This is a genomic window from Pantoea sp. F_5 (assembly GCF_008631595.1).
In the GTDB taxonomy this organism is placed as follows: domain Bacteria; phylum Pseudomonadota; class Gammaproteobacteria; order Enterobacterales; family Enterobacteriaceae; genus Pantoea; species Pantoea gossypiicola.
Map to the genome: position 1 here is coordinate 25,546 of NZ_VWUO01000021.1, position 21,124 is coordinate 46,669.

General features: G+C 53.6%; 16 protein-coding genes. 9 read left to right on the forward strand and 7 right to left on the reverse strand.

Features of this window, described 5'->3' with window-relative positions:
• Nucleotides 1-363: 363 nt before the first annotated feature.
• Together F3I44_RS20715 and F3I44_RS20720 are read left to right on the forward strand one after the other, a co-directional pair.
• Nucleotides 364-1,749, forward strand: a complete 1,386-nt coding sequence (locus tag F3I44_RS20715; protein WP_150011439.1) for a diaminobutyrate--2-oxoglutarate transaminase — start codon at nt 364-366, stop codon at nt 1,747-1,749.
• Between the two features lie 14 nt (nt 1,750-1,763).
• A complete protein-coding gene (locus tag F3I44_RS20720; RefSeq protein WP_150011437.1) occupies nt 1,764-3,230 on the forward strand; it encodes an aspartate aminotransferase family protein in 1,467 nt (488 codons plus the stop codon).
• Nucleotides 3,231-3,597: 367 nt separating this feature from the next.
• Here F3I44_RS20720 and F3I44_RS24155 read toward each other — a convergent pair whose 3' ends face one another.
• The gene (locus tag F3I44_RS24155) at nt 3,598-3,720 is read right to left on the reverse strand and encodes a hypothetical protein (RefSeq protein ID WP_255467486.1); all 123 of its coding nucleotides are present in this window, start codon (nt 3,718-3,720) and stop codon (nt 3,598-3,600) included.
• Nucleotides 3,721-4,230: 510 nt separating this feature from the next.
• The gene (locus F3I44_RS20725; RefSeq protein ID WP_150011433.1) at nt 4,231-5,544 is read right to left on the reverse strand and encodes an MFS transporter; all 1,314 of its coding nucleotides are present in this window, start codon (nt 5,542-5,544) and stop codon (nt 4,231-4,233) included.
• Nucleotides 5,545-5,751: 207 nt separating this feature from the next.
• On the opposite strand from F3I44_RS20725, the gene F3I44_RS20730 reads away from it, so the two are divergent.
• On the forward strand, nt 5,752-6,063 hold the full coding sequence (locus tag F3I44_RS20730; protein ID WP_150019607.1) for a VF530 family DNA-binding protein: 312 nt from the start codon (nt 5,752-5,754) through the stop codon (nt 6,061-6,063).
• A 69-nt stretch (nt 6,064-6,132) separates the two neighbouring features.
• Here F3I44_RS20730 and mqo read toward each other — a convergent pair whose 3' ends face one another.
• A complete protein-coding gene (mqo, locus tag F3I44_RS20735; RefSeq protein WP_150011431.1) occupies nt 6,133-7,782 on the reverse strand; it encodes a malate dehydrogenase (quinone) in 1,650 nt (549 codons plus the stop codon).
• A gap of 351 nt (nt 7,783-8,133) precedes the next feature.
• Between mqo and F3I44_RS20740 the strand changes: the two genes are divergently transcribed.
• Nucleotides 8,134-9,723, forward strand: a complete 1,590-nt coding sequence (locus F3I44_RS20740) for a sensor histidine kinase (RefSeq protein WP_223811719.1) — start codon at nt 8,134-8,136, stop codon at nt 9,721-9,723.
• Nucleotides 9,720-10,439: a two-component system response regulator DcuR gene (gene dcuR, locus F3I44_RS20745; RefSeq protein WP_033735650.1), complete on the forward strand. Its 720-nt coding sequence runs from the start codon at nt 9,720-9,722 to the stop codon at nt 10,437-10,439. The genes F3I44_RS20740 and dcuR overlap by 4 nt, the downstream gene beginning before the upstream one ends.
• Here dcuR and F3I44_RS20750 read toward each other — a convergent pair.
• Both F3I44_RS20750 and F3I44_RS20755 read right to left on the reverse strand, forming a co-directional pair.
• Complete coding sequence (locus tag F3I44_RS20750) at nt 10,433-11,395, reverse strand: FAD:protein FMN transferase (RefSeq protein ID WP_150011427.1); 963 nt, start codon at nt 11,393-11,395, stop codon at nt 10,433-10,435. The two genes, dcuR and F3I44_RS20750, sit on opposite strands and share 7 nt — an antisense overlap.
• A gap of 62 nt (nt 11,396-11,457) precedes the next feature.
• On the reverse strand, nt 11,458-14,238 hold the full coding sequence (locus F3I44_RS20755) for a flavocytochrome c (RefSeq protein WP_150011425.1): 2,781 nt from the start codon (nt 14,236-14,238) through the stop codon (nt 11,458-11,460).
• Between the two features lie 589 nt (nt 14,239-14,827).
• On the opposite strand from F3I44_RS20755, the gene F3I44_RS20760 reads away from it, so the two are divergent.
• The 4 genes from F3I44_RS20760 (at nt 14,828) to F3I44_RS20775 (ending at nt 19,043) form a co-directional block, all read left to right on the forward strand.
• A complete protein-coding gene (locus F3I44_RS20760; RefSeq protein ID WP_150011423.1) occupies nt 14,828-16,336 on the forward strand; it encodes an anion permease in 1,509 nt (502 codons plus the stop codon).
• A 156-nt stretch (nt 16,337-16,492) separates the two neighbouring features.
• Entirely contained in the window at nt 16,493-18,139 is a 1,647-nt protein-coding gene (gene fumA, locus F3I44_RS20765) for a class I fumarate hydratase FumA (RefSeq protein WP_135910840.1), read from the forward strand.
• Nucleotides 18,140-18,385: 246 nt separating this feature from the next.
• Nucleotides 18,386-18,757 (forward strand): type II toxin-antitoxin system RelE/ParE family toxin, encoded by a 372-nt coding sequence (locus tag F3I44_RS20770; RefSeq protein ID WP_150011421.1) that lies wholly within the window; start codon nt 18,386-18,388, stop codon nt 18,755-18,757.
• On the forward strand, nt 18,744-19,043 hold the full coding sequence (locus F3I44_RS20775; RefSeq protein ID WP_061060828.1) for a helix-turn-helix domain-containing protein: 300 nt from the start codon (nt 18,744-18,746) through the stop codon (nt 19,041-19,043). Before F3I44_RS20770 ends, F3I44_RS20775 begins: the two co-directional genes overlap by 14 nt.
• Nucleotides 19,044-19,219: 176 nt before the next feature.
• Here F3I44_RS20775 and F3I44_RS20780 read toward each other — a convergent pair whose 3' ends face one another.
• Complete coding sequence (locus F3I44_RS20780) at nt 19,220-19,876, reverse strand: NAD(P)-binding oxidoreductase (RefSeq protein WP_150011419.1); 657 nt, start codon at nt 19,874-19,876, stop codon at nt 19,220-19,222.
• Between the two features lie 89 nt (nt 19,877-19,965).
• Nucleotides 19,966-21,033 carry an SDR family oxidoreductase gene (locus F3I44_RS20785; RefSeq protein ID WP_150011417.1) on the reverse strand — a complete coding sequence of 356 codons (1,068 nt, stop codon included), beginning with the start codon at nt 21,031-21,033 and terminating at the stop codon, nt 19,966-19,968.
• Nucleotides 21,034-21,124 lie beyond the last annotated feature (91 nt).

Here is a 21,124-nt window from a genome sequence, read left to right on the forward strand (position 1 = left end):
AGTTCGTCAGTTAAGCTGACTTATGCTTTTTACGTCTGAAAAGCTCCCTTTTTGATAGCGTTTTTTGCCGGAAACAGCTGTTTACACAGATTATTATCATTGACTTAGCGCCTGGTGAAACGGGTAAGCTGGTGTTTTTACGCCATTTATTAGAAAGTCGTTAACGTAGCGGCAATAATGCATGCGGTCATAAACCCACCAACTGATTGATTCCTATAACAAAGAATCCGTTATCTTCCGATAAAATTAATCATTGAGTCGGACCTGAAAAACACCTATATTGGCCGCGCTTTACACATAGCCACCCATTTTAATTCATTTATTCAACTGTGACGCTACGCCCGTCCCGGTTGTAGGAGAGATATGATGACGGATAAAGTCCGTATTGATAGTTTGAATGCACAGAACTTAAACGCAACCAACGAAACCTATTTAGCCCGTCAGGCTGAATTTGAATCAAACGTTCGAAGTTATCCTCGCAAATTGCCGTTCGCGATTGCGAAAGCTCAGGGTGTCTGGATCACCGACGTCGAGAATAATCAGTATCTCGACTGTCTTGCCGGTGCCGGAACGCTGGCGTTGGGTCATAACCATCCAGACGTTCTGCAGAGCATTCAACATGTCATTACCAGCGGCTTGCCGTTACATACTCTTGATTTAACTACGCCGTTAAAGGATGAGTTCTCTGAGTACCTGCTCTCGTTATTACCGGGTCAGGGCAAAGAGTACTGCCTGCAGTTTACCGGCCCGTCCGGCGCAGATGCCGTTGAAGCGGCGCTGAAACTGGCGAAAAAGCACACCGGTCGTTCCGGTATCATCAGCTTCTCAGGTGCCTATCACGGTATGACCCACGGCGCGCTGTCAGTCACCGGCAACCTGTCACCGAAAGAAGCCGTAGACGGCATGATGCCGGAAGTGCAGTTCATGCCTTATCCGCATCTTTATCGCTGCCCGCTGGGCATTGGCGGTGAAGCAGGCGTGAAAGCGCTGACCTACTACTTCGAAAACCTGATCAATGACGTTGAAAGCGGCGTTCGCAAACCTGCGGCGGTGATTCTGGAAGCGGTTCAGGGTGAAGGCGGGGTTAACCCGGCACCAGCTGAGTGGCTGCAGCGCATCCGCAAAGTGACCAAAGAGCACGGTATTCTGCTGATCATCGACGAAGTCCAGGCGGGTATTGCCCGTACCGGTAAATTCTTCGCCTTTGAGCACGCGGGTATTGAGCCAGACGTCATCGTGATGTCTAAAGCGGTCGGCGGCGGTCTGCCACTGGCGGTACTGGGCATTAAGAAAGAGTTCGACGCCTGGTCTCCTGGTCACCACACCGGCACCTTCCGTGGCAACCAGCTGGCAATGGCGACCGGCCTGACCACGCTGAAGCTGCTGAAAGACAATAACATCGCTGACAAAGTCGCGGCACAGGGCGAATGGCTGAAAGGCAAACTGGGCGAGCTGCAGCAGCGTTACCCGGTTATTGGCAACGTGCGTGGTCTGGGTCTGATGATCGGCATTGAGCTGGTAAAACCCGATGAGCCTGCTGACCATATGGGCAGCTTCCCGGCCGACGGCGAACTGTCTGCACTGGTACAGAAAAAATGTTTTGAGAACGGCCTGATTCTGGAGCGTGGCGGACGTCACGGCAGCGTTTTACGTCTGCTGCCTTCCCTGCTGATCACAGATGCAGAACTGGACGTGTTCCTGGATAAATTTGAAAACGCCCTGCTGTCCGCTGGCGTGAAAGCAGTTTAAGTGGAGTGAATGCAATGTCCCGGTTAAACCCGATTCTGGCGGCCTCAGCACAGAGTACCGAGGCCTACCAGCAGGCGATTGCCCAGAGTAGCGCGGCCGTCGTTAAGTGGCTGGAACAACCTGAGATGTATCAGGGAAAAACCGTCGCAGAGCTGCGCGAGCGCATCACGCTGGACTTCAATCCTCAGGGCCTGGGTAACCAGGCCGCGATTGAACGCGCCATTGAGTATTTCCTCAAAGACAGCCTGTCGGTGCATCATCCGCAGTGTGTGGCGCACCTGCACTGTCCAAGCCTGGTCATCAGCCAGGCGGCGGAAGTGCTGATCAACGCCACCAACCAGAGCATGGATTCATGGGACCAGGCACCGTCTGCCACCCTGATTGAGATGAAGCTGATTGAGTGGCTGCGCACCCAGGTGGGTTATCAGCCTGGCGATGCGGGCGTCTTCACCAGCGGCGGTACCCAGAGTAACCTGATGGGTCTGATGCTGGCGCGTGACGCCTGGTTTGCGCGTCAGGGTCATTCTGTTCAGCAGGATGGTTTAACCGGCGATCTGAAGAAGATTAAAGTCTTCTGCTCAGAGAACGCGCACTTCTCCGTACAGAAGAATATGGCTCTGCTAGGTCTGGGCTATCAGTCCGTTACACAGGTCAAATGTGATCGGTTTGCCCGCATGGACATGGATGACCTGCGTCAGAAACTGGCCGCATCCAAAGCTAACGGCGAAAACATTCTGGCGATCGTTGCCACGGCAGGAACGACCGATGCCGGTGCAATCGATCCGCTGCGTGAAATCGCGGCGCTGGCGGCGGAAGAGAACATCTGGGTGCACGTCGATGCGGCCTGGGGCGGCGCGCTGCTGCTGTCAGAGAAGTATCGTGACTATCTGGATGGCATTGAGCTGGTCGACTCCATTACGCTGGACTTCCACAAGCAGTTCTTCCAGACCATCAGCTGTGGTGCCTTCCTGCTGAAGGAAGCGCGTCACTATGAGCTGATGCGCTACCAGGCGGCCTACCTGAACTCGGAGTTTGATGAAGCACAGGGCGTGCCGAATCTGGTCTCCAAATCGCTGCAGACGACCCGTCGTTTTGATGCACTGAAACTGTGGATGGGGCTGGAAGCGCTGGGTCAGAAGCAGTACGCCGAAATTATCGATCACGGTGTGACACTGGCACAGCAGGTAGCACAGTATGTTGAAGAGCAGTCTGCTCTGGAGCTGGTGATGAAACCGCAGCTGGCCAGCGTGCTGTTCCGCTATCGTCCGGCGCATCTGGCGCACCTCAGCAGCGCGGATATCGCCCTGCTGAACCAGCGCATCGGAGATGCCCTGCTGGAGTCAGGCCGCGCTAACGTCGGCGTGACCGAGCACGATGGCGTTACCTGTCTGAAGATGACCCTGCTGAACCCAACGGTAACGCTGGAAGATATTAAGGTGTTGCTGACGCTGGTGGAAAAAACGGCACAGCAGCTGGTGTAATTCATCACATCGTTTCACACCACAGAGGCGCCTTCGGGCGCCTTTTTTTCTGCCGCTCTTTTTGCTTTCAGTATCATGATGACCTGTTCATCCCTGACCCTCCGATCCGTTACCTGGCCTCTTCATCACTGGTCTTGCACTGACCGATCCATTCGGTGCAAAAATCGAGATATGTCAGAGTCATGGCGTGGATGTCTGGCATGATGCTCTATCCGAGTCACGCGTCGATGCGCTGGGTCGCATGCAGGATCACATTCAAAACACGAAGCGGCTGAAATGCTTATTGATGAGCAGGTTGATGAGGGTTTTAATTAATGCGCTTCCCGATCCCGGAATAGTCAGCCGTAAAAACAGCACCGTATTAGAATCATTTATAGAAAATTGCCTGCACCGGGATCAGCTCGTCACCGCCAGCCAGCCAGCCAGCCAGCCAGCCAGCCAGCCAGCCAGATTCTGGTCTCCTGCTTGTTGCTTTTAGCAATGCCATCACGGCGTACCCCTGTATGTTCAATTTTAACGGATCAAACGCGCGCGCAAGAGAAACCGGCGGATTTAATGAACCTGTTTATCCCGCGTTTAATATTGAACCCGCATAACATTTTTATTTCATGTGATATTGAGAAACCGCATCGCGATCAAAAAATAACGTTTATCTTTCAGCCATAATTGACCAATATTCAAATTAACTCTTTGATTAACTCCAAATATCGGCTATTCGCCTGGGTTAGTTCATTCAACAGGAGTAATGACTTATGCTGCTGCGTAAATTAATTATCATTATTATGGGCCTGGTTATGGCGGCTGTGATTATTATTGCCGATAACCATGCTGATAAAGTCCGCTCGCGCGATCAGGTTTTCAGTTTATCGTCATCGCAGGATCGCTAATCTGTTCTGAATAACCAACGCCTGCACCCTTGCGGGCGGTAACGCTAACAGGCTGCCGGATGCACAGGCAGCCTGTCGGATTACTCTCTGCCGCTCTATTCCCCATCCAGAACTTAGCGCGACGGCGGCTCATCCAGCAGCCGCAGATGATCATTTTTATTCAGCGTCATCAACGCAACAATACTGACCAGCGCAGTCACCATCACATACCAGGCGGGAATATCAGGGTTACCGGTCTCTTTAATCAGGCTGGTAATAATCAATCCGGCGCAGCCGGAAAAGACCGCGTTGGAGAGCGAATAGGCCAGGCCCAGCCCGGTGTAACGCACGCGTGTCGGAAACATCTCAGCCAGCATTGCGGGCCCCGGCCCCGCCAGCAACCCGACCACGCCACCAGCAATAAAGACTACCAGCGCCTTCAGCAGCAGTCCGGAACTCTCTGCCTGCAAAACGTTGAGCAGCGGCAGAGAGAGCACCAGCAGCAACACCGCTGCTGAGACCATCACGGCGCGGCGGCCAATCCTGTCGCTCAGCATTCCGGCCGGGATGATGGTGGCGGCAAAACCGAGGTTCGATATCACGGCAATCAGCAGAGCCTGGTTAAAGCCGGTGTGCAGTGATGCCTGCAGATAAGTCGGCATAATCACCAGCCAGGTGTAACCTGCCGCCGACCACACCATCAGCCGGCAGATACCGAGCAGAATCGTTTTCAGCGTATCACCCAGGCTGGCGTTCACTTTTGCCTGGGGCTGTGCCTGCTGCTGAACAAATGCGGGCGTCTCTTCCATCTGCACCCGCAGCCAGAGTGCCAGCGCCCCCAGCGGCAGTGCGATAAAGAATGGGATGCGCCAGCCCCAGCTCAGCATCTGCTCTGGCGTCAGCAGCACTGAGAGCAACGCCACTATGCCCGCGCCTGCCAGTAATCCCAGCGCCACGGTAAAGGATTGCCACGCGCCATACAGGCCGCGCTTTCCGCGTGGTGCAAACTCGGTCATCAGCGACACCGCCCCACCATACTCGCCTCCTGCGAACAGGCCCTGCAGGATACGCAGGCCGGTAACGAGCAGCGGTGCCAGGATACCCAGTTGAGCATAGGTCGGAACCAGACCGATGGCGGCTGTCGCCAGCGTCATCATAATCAATACAAAAATCAGCGTGGGTTTTCGCCCGATGCGATCCCCCATCCGGCCAAAAACAATCGCACCCAATGGACGGAAGAAAAAAGCGATGGCAAACGACGCGTAGGTCAGCAGCAGCCCGGTCAGCGCGGAGTCGCCTTCCAGCCGGAAAAAGTTCTGCGCAATCACGGTGGCAAGAAAGCCATAGACCGCAAACTCATACCATTCAATGAAATTACCGACCGAACCGGCAAGCAGAGCACGTTTTCGGCTGGCGGAGGAGAGCAGATTATCAGCAGGGACAGGCATAACAGGCGATCCTTTTTAAAGCCTCATCAGCCGCTTATGATTACCACAATCGCTGCTCATCTGCGCAAACTTCTGCCCGTCGCGTTACTTCAGGCACATAAATCTGCGGTTGCACACCCCCACACGCTCTTTTTCACCTTCAGTTCTTGCACAACCGCTTTGCGAGCGTCAGGATGTGCGGCATTAAATGAATCAGGCGGATAGATGATGAACGCACACACCTCAAAAGATCCTCTGCATGGCGTCACGCTGGAGATGCAGATAAACAGTCTGGTCGCACAGTATGGCTGGGCAGAGATGGCAAAACGGATCAACATTAACTGCTTTAAAAGCGATCCCAGCGTTAAATCGAGCCTGAAGTTTTTACGCCGTACGCCCTGGGCGCGCGCGGAAGTGGAAGCGCTCTATCTGGCCTCGTTAAACGCGCAACCGGCAGCACGCGACGAACCGGCTGAAGAAACCGAACAGGCACCCGCTGAAGATCCCTGGAGCAAGTGGCGCGGTAATACGCCGGAGTAACACTGACAACGAAGCAATAAAAAACCCGTACAGGCTAACCTGGGCGGGTTTTTTTACATCAGGCTGCTGTTACAGCGCCATGTCGTGTTTCGCTGAAGGCGCAGCCTGCTGCGGCTGTGCTGCCGGCGCGTCTGCGGTTTTGCCTTCCATGTTGATCACGGGCGGCGTGGTCAGCTGCAGGGTCGCTGCGGTCTCATTCCAGACCTGCTGCAGCAACGGCACGTTGTCATTCAGTTTCTGACCGTAGCCTGGGATCATTTTGTGGATCTTCGCCTGCCATTCCGGTGATTTGAACTCTTCCGGGAACAGTTTCTGCATAACGCTCAGAGAGATTGGCGCTGCGGTTGATGCACCAGGAGAAGCACCCAGCAGAGCCGCCACGGTTTTCTGCTGATCGGTCACAATTTCTGTTCCCAGCTTCAGCACGCCACCTTTGTCAGCATCTTTCTTGATAATCTGCACACGCTGACCGGCCTGAATCAGTTTCCAGTCCTCTTTCTTCGCGTCCGGGTAGTACTCTTTCAGCGACTCGAAGCGATCTTCATCACTCAGCATCACCTGTCCGATCAGGTATTTCACCAGGTCGAAGTTATCCATACCCACATCGGTCATTGGCACGATGTTATGGGTAGTGGTGGTGCTCAGCAAATCAAACAGCGAGCCGTTTTTCAGGAACTTGGTTGAGAAGGTCGCAAACGGTCCAAACAGCACGACGCGTTTGCCATCCAGATAACGGGTATCCAGATGCGGAACGGACATCGGCGGTGCACCGGTTGACGCCTGACCGTAAACTTTTGCCAGATGACGATCGGCAATGGCACTGTTTTCGGTAACCAGGAATGAACCACCGACCGGGAAGCCTGCATAGTTATCTGCTTCCGGGATGCCGGTCTTCTGCAGTAATTTCAGCGCACCGCCGCCTGCACCGATGAAGACATATTTCGCGTCAACCGCACGTTCACTGCCGTTTTTGGCATCTTTAATCGTGACGTGCCAGGAGTTGTCGCCGTTACGTTTGAAATCGGTAACTTCAGAGGAGGTTTCCAGACGGAAGTTGTCATTCTTCTTCAGGCTGCCGATCAGCTGACGGGTAATTTCACCGTAGTTAACGTCGGTACCCACTGGTGTCCAGGTGGCAGCCACTTTCTGCTGTGGATCACGACCTTCCATCACCAGCGGTGCCCACTGCGCGATCTGTTTGTGATCGGTAGAGAACTTCATGCCCTGGAACAGCGCCGTTTTCTGCAGTGCCGCATAGCGCTTGGTCAGGAAGTCGACGTTGTCGCCCCAGACAAAACTCATGTGTGGCGTTGAGTTGATGAAAGAGCGCGGGTCGTGCAGTACGCCCTCTTTAATCTGAGCGCTCCAGAACTGGCGAGACACCATAAACGCTTCATTGATTTCCAGCGCTTTGGACACGTCAATCGAACCATCTTTACGCTCAGGCGTATAGTTCAGCTCCATGTTGGCAGAGTGACCGGTACCGGCGTTATTCCAGCCGTTAGAGGATTCCAGCGCCACGCCATCCAGCTTCTCGACCATGATCTGTTTCCAGCCAGGCTGCAGCTCTTCCAGCATGGTGCCCATGGAGGCACTCATAATGCCGCCGCCAATCAACAGGACATCGGTTTTCTCTGGTGAGGTCTCAGCGTGGAGGGCTGAAGAAACTAACAAGGCCGCGAGGGAAAGAGTGGGAATAACTTTCTTTGAATTCATCATTTTAATCTACAGCTCGGACGGTACTGGTTAAAAAAAGTCCTTAAAGTTTAAAATAATGTTATTTGTGAGTTAATGTGAAAATAGTTATAAAATTAAAAATAGCAATTTAGCCTTAATTTAATTACAAAAGGCTTACTGAATTGCTCACATATTTTAACCACACATTAAGGGTGTCCTTTGAATTATACAATCCCCTAACCCAAATATTGTTATTGCTCTGTTGCCCGTGCGCAGACCGCTAAAACTGTACTGAAGCGGTGAGTTAGCGTATGTTTCAAGCCGATTCCCTACCCGTGCTGAACAGCGATGACAAGCCAACCACAGAACCGACATGCCGTGACTAAACAACCCATGAAACTCAGTACCCTGACCACCCTGATGATGACTGCGGTGATCGTTACCGTGCTGCTCGCTGTCCATCTGCTCTATTTCGTTCAGATCGATAACTTTGCACAGTCGCATCTTAAAGATAAAGCGATGGCAGTGGCGCGTACGCTGGCAGACAGCCCGGAAGTGCAGCGCGGGTTATTGTTGCCAGACGGCAGCAGCCAGATTCAGCCGCTGGCGGAAGCTGCGCGCAAACGCAACGGCCTGCTGTTTGTGGTGGTGACGGATATGCGCGGTATTCGCTTTTCACATCCGAATGCCGCGGTGATCGGCAAACATTTTGTCGGCAATGACATCTATCCCACGCTGAGTGGCCGGGAAAATGTGGCGGTCAATCATGGCGTGCTGGTGGAAGCACTGCGGGTCTTTACGCCGGTTTATAACGCGCAGCATCAGCAGATTGGCGTGGTGGCAATCGGCATTGCGCTGAATGATGTGGCGGCCCAGATTGCGAAGAGCCGCTGGAATATCGTCTGGACCGTCCTGTTTGGCGGCGTGGTCGGGTTACTGGGTATGCTCATTCTGGTCAGGCGACTCAAGAAAATACTGCTTGGCCTGGAGCCGCACGAAATCTCCAGCCTGTTTGAACAGCGTCAGGCGATCCTGAATTCCATTAAAGAAGGGGTGATTGCGGTCGATGATCAGTCACGCGTCAGCCTGATTAACCACGCGGCTCAGCAGCTGCTGCATGAGACCACCCGCAGGATGCCGTTAAACGGTGATCGGATTGCTGAGGAGAGCGTCATGCATCGTCATCAGCAGGATGCGCTGCATGCGGGCAAAGCCTGGCACGATCAGGAGCTGACGCTGGGTAATCGTATCCTGATTAGCAACACCGTTCCGGTGCGAAGTCGTGACCGCATTATCGGCGCGGTAACCACCTTCAGGGATAAGACCGAAATCAGCCAGCTGATGCAGCGTCTGGACGGCATGGTAAACTATGTGGATGCTTTACGTGAGCGGTCCCATGAGTTCATGAACAAGCTGCATGTGATTCTGGGCCTGCTGCATATGAAAAATTATGCACAGATGGAAGAGTACATACTGAAAACCGCTAACGCCTATCAGACGGAGATCGGTTCGCTGCTGCAAAAGATCAAATCGCCGATCATTGCCGGCTTCCTGCTTAGCAAAATCAACCGGGTAACCGATGAAGGTCATCAGTTGATTATCGATGAGGCGAGTTTTCTGCCTGACTGCGGCAGCGAGGAGCAGAGCGCAGTTCTGATTACCGTGCTGGGCAATTTAATTGAAAATGCCCTTGAGGCGCTGGACCCGGAAACCGAAGGGGAAATTCACCTCATGCTGCATTATCAGAATGGCTGGCTGGCCTGCGAAGTAAGTGATGACGGGCCAGGTATAGACAGCTCGCAGCTCAGCGCCATTTTTGAGCGCGGCGTCTCGTCAAAAGGTGACGATCGCGGTGTCGGACTGTTTCTGGTTAAGCAGCAGACCGAAAGCCTGGGCGGCAATGTCAGTGTCGAGTCGGAACCCGGTGTATTTACCCAATTTTTAGTGCAACTTCCGTGGGAGAGAGGAATGATTACCCAATGATCAATGTGTTAGTTGTCGATGATGACGCCATGGTAGCCGAGCTGAATCGCTGTTATATCGGGCAGATCCCAGGTTTTACCTGCTGCGGCACGGCCTCAACCTTACAGCAGGCCAAAGAGCGGCTGGCCGAGGCTGAACCACAGGTTGATCTGATCCTGCTCGACATCTATATGCAGCAGGAAAACGGTCTTGATCTGCTGCCAGAGCTGCGCAGCGCAGGACGCCCGGTTGACGTGATTATTATCTCATCAGCGGCAGATGCCGCCACGATCAAGACTTCGCTCAACTATGGCGTGGTGGATTACCTGATCAAGCCTTTCCAGTTTGCCCGCTTTGAAGAGGCGCTGACCGGCTGGCGGCAGAAAAAATCGCTGATGGATAATCATCAGTTCTATCAGCAGTCGGACGTTGATCAGCTGTTGCATGGTAATCCGCCTGGTGCCAGCGAACAGAAACGCCTGCCGAAAGGGTTAACGCCGCAGACGCTGCGTACGCTGTGCCTGTGGATCGACGCCCATCCCGGCACTGAGTTCTCTACCGACGAACTGGCGACCGAAGTGAATATTTCGCGCGTTTCGTGCCGTAAATACCTGATCTGGCTGGCTCAGATTAATATTCTGTTCACCAGCATTCATTATGGGGTCACGGGCCGTCCGGTTTACCGTTATCGTCTGCAGCCGGAGTATCACACCTTACTCAAACAATACTGTCAGTGAACCAGCCGGTAGTCCGTATCGAGTAACTGAAACGAAAAGTGACGTTGTGACGAGCAGATGATCTGCCTGTCACGGGTCACAAAGATAGCTTCAATGCCCGGTTTGTCGGCAAGGCAGGCGATACCCTTTTCTACGCCCAGTCCGTACAGCAGCGTCGTGTAGATGTCGCCATCCAGCGAGCGATCGGAAATCACGGTCACGCTCAGCAGCTCGTTATCCAGCGGATAACCGGTCTGTGGATCCAGGATGTGGTGATAACAGACCTCATCCAGCTCGAAATAGCGCTCATAGATACCGGACGTCACGACCGAGCGATTGTTGACACCGATGACACCGATCAGCGCATCGGCCTCACCAAACGGCTTTTTCAGACCGATTGCCCAGCCTGGAGCTTCTGGCGGTGCGCCCACCGTCTGGACGTTGCCGCCCAGATTAATCAACGCACTGCTGACCTGCTGCTGGCGCAAAAAAGCCTGGACTACGTCGGCGATATAGCCCTTGGCGATGGCACCCAGGTCAATCTCCATTCCTGAACGAGCCAGCATCACGCTGCGGGTGGCAGCATCAAGGATGACGTCCTGCGGATTAATCAGCGTCATGCGCGCCTGAAGATCGGCTTCTGATGGAACGCTGTGGCCCTGAAAACCAATTTTCCAGGACTTCACCAGCGGACCGATAGCCAGATTAAACAGGCTGTCAGGCAACAGGCTCACCGCATGCGCACAGGCGATCAAATCAAACACCGGCTGACTGACGACCACCGCATGCTCCCCTGCCGCGTGGTTAATCGCCATGACTTCCGATGCCGCGCGATTGACGGTGAAGAGATTCTCCTGTTGTTTGATCAGGCGAAAAACCTGCCTGGCCAGCGTCTGGTTGTCTTCGAAGAGTTTGAGCAGGATGGGCGAACCCATTAATACAGCGGAGTAAGCATAGACACGCGCATCAGTTAACATAGGCGACTCTGCTTTAAAAGGAAAAACCGGCACCCGCAGGATGCGGATGCCGGAGACTGCCGTTAACGTCGGGCGTAGGCAGCGGCGTTACCGCCAGCCAGAATACCGAAGATGATGATATCTGCAACGGCGTTACCGCCAATACGGTTCGCGCCATGAATGCCGCCAACCACCTCGCCACACGCCCAGGCACCGTTAATTACCTGTTTCTGGCTGTCCAGCACCGCGGTGGTGGTGTCGATGGTGACGCCGCCCATGGTGTGGTGCACGCCCGGAGCGACACGAATCGCGTAGAATGGCGCTTCGCTCAGCGGATGACGCAGCGCAGTCTGGCGACCAAAGTCTTCGTCTTTCTGCATAATGACGAAGTTGTTGTAACGGGCCAGCGTCGCTTCCAGCGTGTGATGCTCACTCATGTTAAGTTTCACCGCCAGTTCTGCCACGGTTGGCGCGCTGACCACAAAGCCTTTGGCGATATATTCATCAGCCGCTTTGTTATTCATACGCACCTGCTCGTCAAACACAATCCAGGCACTCTTCTCTGGCAGGGCAATAATCTGCGCCGAGACTTTATCGCGGGTCTCCATTTCGTTGTAGAAACGCTTGCCAGCCTGACTGACCAGGATAGCACCGCCGCCGCGAATCGATTCAGAGACCAGATAAGAGGTGGTCTGCTCAACCGTTGGGTGAATCTGGATTTCCTTCATATCCACGGTATCGGCACCAATTTTCTGCAACATCGCAATGCCGCTACCGGTCGCGCCTGCGTGGTTGGTAGTCACGAAGCCATCCAGTTCAGGACGGTATTTCACCACCAGCTCACGGTTCGCACTGAAGCCACCGGTTGCCACAATCACGCTTTTAGCGTTCAGAATACGGCTGTCGTTATATTCATCGACCACTTTCACACCCGTTACCGCACCGTTCTCATAGAGAATTTCCGCCACAGAGGTTTCCAGCAGAACTTCGATGTTGCGGCTGTTGATGTTTTTTACCAGGCCGCTAATCAGGAAGCCACCCACCGCTGAGCGGTCAGCCGGACGGTGCGTACGGTCGATGCTCATTCCGCCGGTAATGGTGATGTCGTTAAGCTCAATGCCTTTACCGGCCAGCCACTCAATCGCCTCAGGCGCCAGGTCCACAAACTCGCGCAACAGCACCGGATTGTTTTTGAACTGTCCGCCTTTGAGCGTCTCTTCATAGAACAGCTCTTTGCTGTCTTCGATGCCTTTAAGTTTCTGGAAACGGGTTTCAGCCGCGTTCATGCCCACAGATGCTTTGATGGTGTTGCCGCCAATGGTCGGCATCTTCTCGATGATAACTACACGTGCGCCTTCATCGTGCGCCTGAATCGCGGCCGCCAGACCGGCACCGCCGCTGCCCACAACCACCACATCGTAGTTCTGCGGTGCGTTAGGGTTACCACCCTCTTCAATCACATGCTCTTTGCTGGAGGTAGTCAGCGCACGGGAAACCGCTTTTTTCAGCGCTTCACTCTGGGTGGTCGCGCCGGTAATCGCATCAACGTGGGGACTGTTAGCCACAAGAATGCGGTTACGCAGGCTTTCAAAGGTGGTGGTGAAGTCCACATCCAGCGTGTCGTCCGGCACCAGCGAGATGTCGGTAATACGGTCGGTATCCAGTGTGACGTTGATTTTTAGCTTCAGCGCTTCGGCTTCCACTTTCTCCTGGTAAACACCCGCTTTGTATTTACGGCCCGATTCGCTCATGTCGCGGATCATCGCATCAACCAGCGAGAAGCGCCACAGCGGTTCCGGGATCTGCAGCTCTTCGCGTTTATTGCTGTCGATGTAGAGTTCGAGATGTTCGTTATTGATGATGCGGTCAGCCCAGTTCGGATAGGCGATACAGGCTTTACCAATCGCCACCAGGTCGTAGCCTTTTTCCAGCGCCAGCTCGGCATCGGCTTTATTCACCACGCCGCCGACACCAATCACCGGCACTTTTGCCAGCACAGGCGAACGCATCGCAACGAACTTCTCGATCAGCGGCGTCGGGTCCTGCGTATCGACAATGGACGGGCGCAGCAACTGCCCCACAGAGAAGTGGACATAATCAAGTCCGCGTGCGGCCAGTTTTTCCAGCAGATAGAGGGTGTCATCAAAGCGGATGCCTGGGACTTCGATCTCCTCTGGCGAGAAGCGATAGCCGATGATGAACGAATTATGGGCGAAGCGCTCCGCCATCTTGTGGGTGATTTCCAGCACTTCCAGCGGGAAGCGTGCGCGGTTATCGCGGCTGCCGCCCCACTTGTCATCACGCTGATTCGAGTTCGGAGAATAGAACTGCTGAATCAGATAGGTGTTAGCACCATGAATTTCGACGCCGTCGAAACCGGCTTTGATAGCACGGTTCACCGCATCACCAAATTTGGTGATCATGGTTTCGACTTCTTCAGCGCTGATTTCCAGGGGTTTAGTTGCCCCTTCACGCGGTGCGGCAATGGCGCTCGGCGCAACCGGTGTTTTCCCGCCGATCAGTTCCGGCTCGACCATGCGGCCACCGTGATAGATCTGCAGAATGGCCGTGGAGCCTTCAGATTTAATCGCATCCGCGATGCGTTTCAGACCGGGGATTTTGTTGTCGCTGTCGATAGCAATGGCACCCGGAAACGCCGGGCCGCGGTTATCAATAAAGCAGCACTCGACGATCACGGTTCCGATGCTGCCTGCACGTGCGCGGTAATACTCGACCAGCTCACTGGTGACCGTTCCGTCATAAAAGCCGGTACAGGTGGTCATGGGGGCCATCACCAGTCGGTTTTTTAATACAGCGCCGCCAGGCAGGGTAAGTGGATTAAGGATGGGGGTGAGAGATTTCATTGCGATAAACTCCAAGATTTAAAAGTCTGGAAATTTTTTAGCGGACGCAAATTATCGCTTAATTAAGTGGTCCGATGTCATGTGTCTAATATACCTTTTTCTTTGCTTACATAAGCGATAAATTTACTTTTTTAACTTTTAAACGATTCAGAGGTTTTATTTGCTGAATTCAGGGAGTAAAGCTATATTAATTGTTAACTATAGGTAACTAAAAATCAACCATTGATTCACATAAATAATTTACCCTTCATGATCATGGTGTTAAGATGAAAAACTCGGCTGAGGTCTTCCTGGGATTTGTCGATCAGCTTCACAAAACTGTCAGAATGTCGATGTCAGAAATATAAATAAAAAATAAATGTTAAAAACGGGGAATAATGAATAAATTTCTTTGATCTGGATCAAAATCTATATTTGCAAAAATCGCATCATATTTACATGGATTTAAAAATGCTGCTCAATAGTCCAGCAGCAGATTAAAAAAATCAGTGCATCGCGGTTTATTCACACTATTAAGAATAAATAAGAAAGCCATCAGTGAAGGTCCGGGGCGCAAATCGCATTCTTCTCAACGTGCAGATAAAATACTATGAAACCACTCTCAGCTGTAACTGAACCCCCTAAAGCCGCTCCTGCGGCTCCGGGTAAAAAGAAAGCTATCATGCTGGCTCTGCCAGTCATCGTTGCCGTGCTGCTGTTGCTGGTGCCAACACCGGCCGGTCTTGAACCCTATGCCTGGCACTTCTTCGCCATCTTTGTCGGCGTGATTGTCGGCTTGATCTTTGAACCGCTGCCCGGTGCCGTTATCGGTCTGACCGGCGTCGTGGCCATTGCGCTGTTCAGTCAGTTTGTCCTCTTCAGCCCGGCGGAACTGGCTAACCCAAAATTCAAAGTCGCCAGTGAGTCCTTTAAGTGGGCAGTCAGCGGTTTCGGTAACTCCACGGTCTGGCTCATCTTCGGTGCCTTTATGTTCGCCGCCGGCTATGATAAGACGCAGTTTGGTCGTCGTCTGGCTCTGATTCTGGTGAAATATCTGGGTCGCCGCAGCCTGACGCTGGGTTATGCCATTACCTTCGCTGACCTGCTTCTGGCACCGTTTACTCCCTCCAATACCGCGCGCAGTGGCGGTACTATCTATCCAATTATCGCTAACCTGCCTCCGCTTTACGGTTCTAAACCCAACGACCCGAGCGCCCGTAAGATCGGTTCGTACCTGATGTGGGTCGCCATCACCGCAGCCTGTATTACCAGCTCAATGTTCCTCTCTGCCCTGGCACCTAACCTGCTGGCACTGGCGCTGGTGAAAAGCATCATCGGTTTTGATATTTCATGGGGTATGTGGTTCCTGGCCTTCCTGCCGCTGGGCGTGCTGCTGATTCTGACCATGCCGCTGCTGGCTTACTGGTTCTATCCCCCTGAAGTCAAAATCAACGATGAAGTGCCGAAATGGGCTATCGCTGAACTGGAGAAACTGGGCCGCCTGACCCGTAACGAAATCCTGCTGCTGGTGTTTGTGGTCTGTGCCCTGCTGATGTGGATCTTCGCCACCTCGTGGATTGAGCCTGCGATGGCTGCGCTGCTGGTGGTGGTACTGATGCTGTGGACCGGCGTCCTGAACTGGAACGACATTACCAGCAACAAACCGGCCTGGAACACCTTTGCCTGGTTCGCAACGCTGGTGGCGCTGGCTGATGGCCTGGCTCGCGTTGGCTTTATCGCCTGGTTAGGTAAAGAAGGTGGCATGCTGCTTCAGGGTTATGACCCGCAGATTTCAGCCGTGGTGCTGTTGATCGCCTTCTTCCTGCTCCACTACCTGTTTGCCAGTACCACGGCACATACCACTGCCCTGTTACCGGCCATGCTGACCATCGCAGCGTCAATCCCAGGCATCAATATGCCAGTCTTCTGTCTGATGCTGTGTACCTCTCTGGGTGTGATGGGCATCATCACTCCATACGGTACTGGCCCAAGCCCGATTTATTATGGCAGCGGTTATCTGCCGACAAAAGATTACTGGCGTCTGGGTACCATCTTCGGTGCCATCTTCCTGGTTTCTATGATGGTGATTGCTTATCCGTGGATGGTGTGGATGTTCTGACGGATACAACATGCAGATCAACGCGTTATAAGATACCATTCCTTCACTTCCCCGCCGCACCCGCGGCGGGAAAGCATAATAAACAATGAATTCGCCTATGATGTTGCGCCCCGCAGCCTGCCCGCGGAGGTTCAGCCGGTCATTAAGTGAGAAAAAATGTCGAACAAACCTTTTGTCTATCAGAACCCTTTTCCGCTGTCCCACGAAGATACTGAATACTATTTGCTGACTCGCGAGCATGTCTCGGTCGCTGAGTTTGAGGGTCAGGAGATCCTGAAAGTCGACCCGCAGGCGCTGACCCTGCTGAGCCAGCAGGCTTTTCACGACGCCTCTTTCATGCTGCGTCCGGCCCATCAGCAGCAGGTAGCCTCCATCCTTCATGACCCGGAAGCCAGCGACAATGACAAATATGTCGCCCTGCAGTTTTTAAGAAACTCTGAAATTGCCGCCAAAGGCGTGCTGCCAACCTGTCAGGATACCGGCACCGCGATCATCATGGGCAAAAAGGGCCAGCGCGTCTGGACCGGTGGCGGCGATGAAGCCGCGCTGTCACAGGGTATCTACAACACCTACATCGAAGACAACCTGCGCTATTCACAGAATGCCGCGCTGGATATGTACAAAGAGGTGAACACCGGCACTAACCTGCCGGCGCAGATCGACCTCTACAGCGTCGATGGCGATGAGTATAAATTCCTCTGTATCGCCAAAGGTGGCGGCTCCGCTAACAAAACCTATCTCTATCAGGAAACCAAAGCGCTGCTCAGCCCCGGCAAGCTGAAAAATTACCTGGTGGATAAGATGCGTACCCTCGGCACCGCAGCCTGCCCGCCTTATCATATTGCGTTTGTTATCGGCGGCACCTCGGCTGAAAGCACACTGAAAACCGTTAAGCTCGCCTCGACGCACTATTACGACGGCTTACCAACCGAAGGCAACGAGCACGGTCAGGCTTTCCGCGACGTTCAGCTTGAGCAGGAACTGCTGGAAGCGGCGCAGCAGCTCGGCCTTGGCGCGCAGTTTGGCGGCAAATATTTCGCGCACGACATCCGCGTGGTGCGTCTGCCGCGTCACGGCGCCTCCTGCCCAATCGGCATGGGCGTCTCCTGCTCGGCTGACCGTAATATTAAGGCGAAAATTAACCGCGAAGGTATCTGGATTGAGAAACTGGAAGCCAACCCAGGCCGCCTGATCCCGGAAGCGCTGCGTCAGCAGGGCGAAGGTGAAGTGTTACAGGTTGACCTCAATCGCCCAATGGAGCAGATTCTGGCGCAGCTTTCTGCGTATCCCGTCTCTACCCGCCTGTCACTGACCGGCACCATTATCGTGGCACGCGACATTGCTCATGCCAAACTCAAAGAGCGCATCGATAACGGCGAAGGATTACCGCAGTACATTAAAGATCATCCGGTCTATTACGCCGGTCCGGCCAAAACGCCTGAAGGTTATGCGTCCGGTTCACTCGGCCCGACCACCGCAGGCCGCATGGACTCCTACGTCGATCTGCTACAGGCTCACGGCGGCAGCAAGATCATGCTGGCAAAAGGTAACCGCAGCCAGCAGGTGACAGATGCCTGTCATAAACATGGTGGCTTTTATCTGGGCAGCATCGGTGGTCCGGCCGCGGTACTGGCGCAGCAGAGCATCAAGAGTCTGGAATGCGTGGAGTATCCTGAACTGGGAATGGAAGCGATCTGGAAAATCGAGGTCGAGAACTTCCCTGCGTTTATCCTGGTCGATGACAAAGGTAATGACTTCTTCCAGCATATTGAGCGCGCGCACTGCGCAAAATGCGTGAAGTAGAAACTGCGTCAGATAAGAAAAAAGCCCCGGTTTCGGGGCTTTTTTTATGAGCAAAATCAGGCCACTGAGCTGTCAGAGATCCTGCACATACTGCCCATCGTGGTGACATGTCTGAAGCTCAAACTTGATTGTCAGTCCAGACAAACTGGCACTATCCCCTCCATTCAGCACCCATGATACCTTGCCATTATACCTCGCAGGCTATAATCTAATCATAGCTCGCAGGTTATAGATGGAGATGGATTAATGACATGGGAAGTCATCACAAGAACGCTGTTTGATGTCTGGTATGAAAAGCAAACCGACGATGTTCAGGAAGAGATTGCAGCCTACTTCCTGATCCTTGAAGAGACTGGCCCCCAATTAGGGCGTCCGCATGTAGATCAGGTTAAAGCGTCTGAATATAAAAACATGAAAGAGTTGCGTATACAGATTGGCGGACATCCATTTCGCGCATTCTTCGCCTTTGATCCTGAACGCAAGGCGATTGTCCTGTGTGCAGGAGATAAAAAAGGTGAAGATGAAAAACTCTTCTACAAACGTATGACTAAAATTGCAGATGCTGAGTTCACCTCGCATCTGGAATCACCGGAGATTAAACACGATGGCAACGCTTAAAGAAATGATGGCTAAACGCTCCCCGGAGAGCCGTGCGCGTATAGAATCTCGTGCTGCTGAAATCCGTCAGGAGATCACACTTGCCAGACTGCGTGAGGAATTATCTGTTTCGCAGACACATCTGGCTGAAGTTTTAGGCGTCAAACAACCTTCTGTTGCTAAAATAGAAAACGTTGATAACGATCCTAAGCTCTCAACGCTGAGACGCTATATTGCAGGTCTGGGAGGAGAGCTGACTCTTGATGTCACGTTACCCGACGGCAAGCGTATTGCTCTGAGTCTTTAACAGACTCTGCTTCAGGCCACATCCTGACCCCGCTACGGTGGGGTTTATAATGGCTGCCCTCATAAGGTGACAAGCTGAGATTAACGACAGAAATGTCCTTGATTTAGAGAGTTAAAAATAGCCGACGCTAACATTCATTTGCAGTCACTAAATGAAAGCGCCGCTATCAGACCCTGTTAACCGCGCTGCAACCGCTGCAACGCCACATCGATCTGCTGATCACCTTTGGTGAGTTCGATGATCTGATACTTAATCGCCGGATTCTCAATCAGCCCGACCAGCGTCGCTGCCACATCTTCGCGCGGAACCTCACCATAGGGGATCGCCAGATCTGCATGCACCCGGCCCGTACCAGCTTCATCGGTCAGCGTTCCCGGCCGCAGGATCACCCACTCCAGCTTGCTCGCCACCAGCTCCGCATCCGCCAGGCGTTTCACCCGCATGTAGTTCTCAAATCCCTCTGATGGCGTTTTACCGCGGCCCGCATCCGGAAAAGCGGATACCAGCATAAAGCGCGACACGCCAGCCTGCTCTGCGGCGGCAACCGCCAGCTTCAGCCCTTCACCGTCGATGGCATTGGTCAGCGCGATCCCGGCACCGCCCGCACCCGCTGTAAAGACCGCCACGTCGTGACCGGTCATCAGCTCTGCCAGCGCGGTTACGCTCAGCTGTTGAATATCGCCCGCGACAGGCTTCGCGCCTGCGGCCTGCAGGATCTCAGCCTGTTCCGGCTTGCGATGCAATGCCGTGACAGTGTGACCTTTGCTGCTGAGCTGACGGGTCAGCTTTTGGCCCACCTTGCCCGCCGCACCGATAATGAAACATGTCGCCATAGGATCCACTCCTCCATTCACTGATCAGGTGTCACAGTATAGCTATCTGCCAGAAACGAAACAGGCGCCTGATGCGGCGCCTGCTGGGTTTATTCCGGAATCACTTTTTCCGCTTTCAGCTTATCAAACAGCTGCGTAAAGGAGTCCAGCGTACTGCGGTAGCCGGTAAAGCCCGCTTTACGGCTCTTACTCATGTCGGTAAAAGCTTCCATTGGGCGGCCCAGGTCGGCATCGGTATGCCACCACGACGCCAGCTTAGTGACATCGGCCTCACGCAGCTGATGCTGTTCTGCAATCGCCTGCCATGCGCTCTCAGCTTCCTGCATGCGATTTTCCAGCGGCATCATCTGCGCCGGGTAATCTGCGGCTTCGATACCGAAGTAGTCAGCCAGTTTTGGCCACATCCAGTTCCAGCGGAACACATCGCCATTGACCGCGTTGAAATCCTGATTCGCGGCATTCGGTGACGTTGCCGCCCAATGCAGTTGCTCAGCCAGCAGACCCGCATCAGTCATATCTGCTATCCCGTTCCACTGCTCCGGCGAACCCGGGAAGATAAACGGCCAGCCCTTCTCTTTGCACAATGTTGCATAAACCGCCAGCGTCTGCCCCATGTTCATCGCGTTGCCTACGGCATAGCCGATGATGGTATGCGGACGGTGCACGCTCCAGCGATAGTCATACTTCTCTGCGCCAGCGAACACTTCATCTTCCTGCGCATAGTAGAAGTTATCGACCGGCTGACGCCCCTGCTCTTCACGGAACGGCGTAACCGGCACGGCACCTTTGCCGTACGCTTCAAACGGACCCAGGTAGTGTTTCAGTCCGGTCACCAGCGCGACGTGCGAACCTTTGAGACGATCGCCCAGTGCTTCAATCACGTTGCGAACCATGCCGCCGTTAACGCGGATGTTCTCTTTCTCATTTTCCTGACGCGCCCAGACGCTGAAGAACAGCGCATCCGGTTTAACCTCTTTCAGTGCGTCACGGACAGCGTCTGCATCGGTCAGATCGGCTGTCAGGCTGGTTGCGCCTTCAGGTACGGCACCACGTCCGCGTGACAGGCCACTGACCTGCCAGCCTTCCTGCTGTAATTTATCTGCCAGTGCGCGACCAATAACGCCGCTGATGCCCACAATCAAAGCGTGCTTTTTCATTTGATTTCTCCTCGTTTTGCGTAATGCTAAGCCTAATAGAGAATTCAGTTCTTATCTCTGGCATTAATTCACAGCATTCTCAACCTGAGTT

What these genes read in the sequence shown, in the direction of transcription:
- F3I44_RS20715 (WP_150011439.1), top strand. Translation starts at nt 364, where the DNA reads ATGATGACGGATAAAGTCCGTATTGATAGTTTGAATGCACAGAACTTA.
- mqo (WP_150011431.1), bottom strand. Translation starts at nt 7,782, where the DNA reads ATGATGAATTCAAAGAAAGTTATTCCCACTCTTTCCCTCGCGGCCTTG.
- F3I44_RS20785 (WP_150011417.1), bottom strand. Translation starts at nt 21,033, where the DNA reads ATGAAAAAGCACGCTTTGATTGTGGGCATCAGCGGCGTTATTGGTCGC.
- F3I44_RS20760 (WP_150011423.1), top strand. Translation starts at nt 14,828, where the DNA reads ATGAAACCACTCTCAGCTGTAACTGAACCCCCTAAAGCCGCTCCTGCG.
- F3I44_RS20730 (WP_150019607.1), top strand. Translation starts at nt 5,752, where the DNA reads ATGAACGCACACACCTCAAAAGATCCTCTGCATGGCGTCACGCTGGAG.
- F3I44_RS20775 (WP_061060828.1), top strand. Translation starts at nt 18,744, where the DNA reads ATGGCAACGCTTAAAGAAATGATGGCTAAACGCTCCCCGGAGAGCCGT.
- F3I44_RS20755 (WP_150011425.1), bottom strand. Translation starts at nt 14,238, where the DNA reads ATGAAATCTCTCACCCCCATCCTTAATCCACTTACCCTGCCTGGCGGC.
- F3I44_RS20780 (WP_150011419.1), bottom strand. Translation starts at nt 19,876, where the DNA reads ATGGCGACATGTTTCATTATCGGTGCGGCGGGCAAGGTGGGCCAAAAG.
- F3I44_RS20750 (WP_150011427.1), bottom strand. Translation starts at nt 11,395, where the DNA reads ATGTTAACTGATGCGCGTGTCTATGCTTACTCCGCTGTATTAATGGGT.
- F3I44_RS20725 (WP_150011433.1), bottom strand. Translation starts at nt 5,544, where the DNA reads ATGCCTGTCCCTGCTGATAATCTGCTCTCCTCCGCCAGCCGAAAACGT.
- F3I44_RS20740 (WP_223811719.1), top strand. Translation starts at nt 8,134, where the DNA reads ATGAAACTCAGTACCCTGACCACCCTGATGATGACTGCGGTGATCGTT.
- F3I44_RS20720 (WP_150011437.1), top strand. Translation starts at nt 1,764, where the DNA reads ATGTCCCGGTTAAACCCGATTCTGGCGGCCTCAGCACAGAGTACCGAG.
- fumA (WP_135910840.1), top strand. Translation starts at nt 16,493, where the DNA reads ATGTCGAACAAACCTTTTGTCTATCAGAACCCTTTTCCGCTGTCCCAC.
- dcuR (WP_033735650.1), top strand. Translation starts at nt 9,720, where the DNA reads ATGATCAATGTGTTAGTTGTCGATGATGACGCCATGGTAGCCGAGCTG.
- F3I44_RS20770 (WP_150011421.1), top strand. Translation starts at nt 18,386, where the DNA reads ATGACATGGGAAGTCATCACAAGAACGCTGTTTGATGTCTGGTATGAA.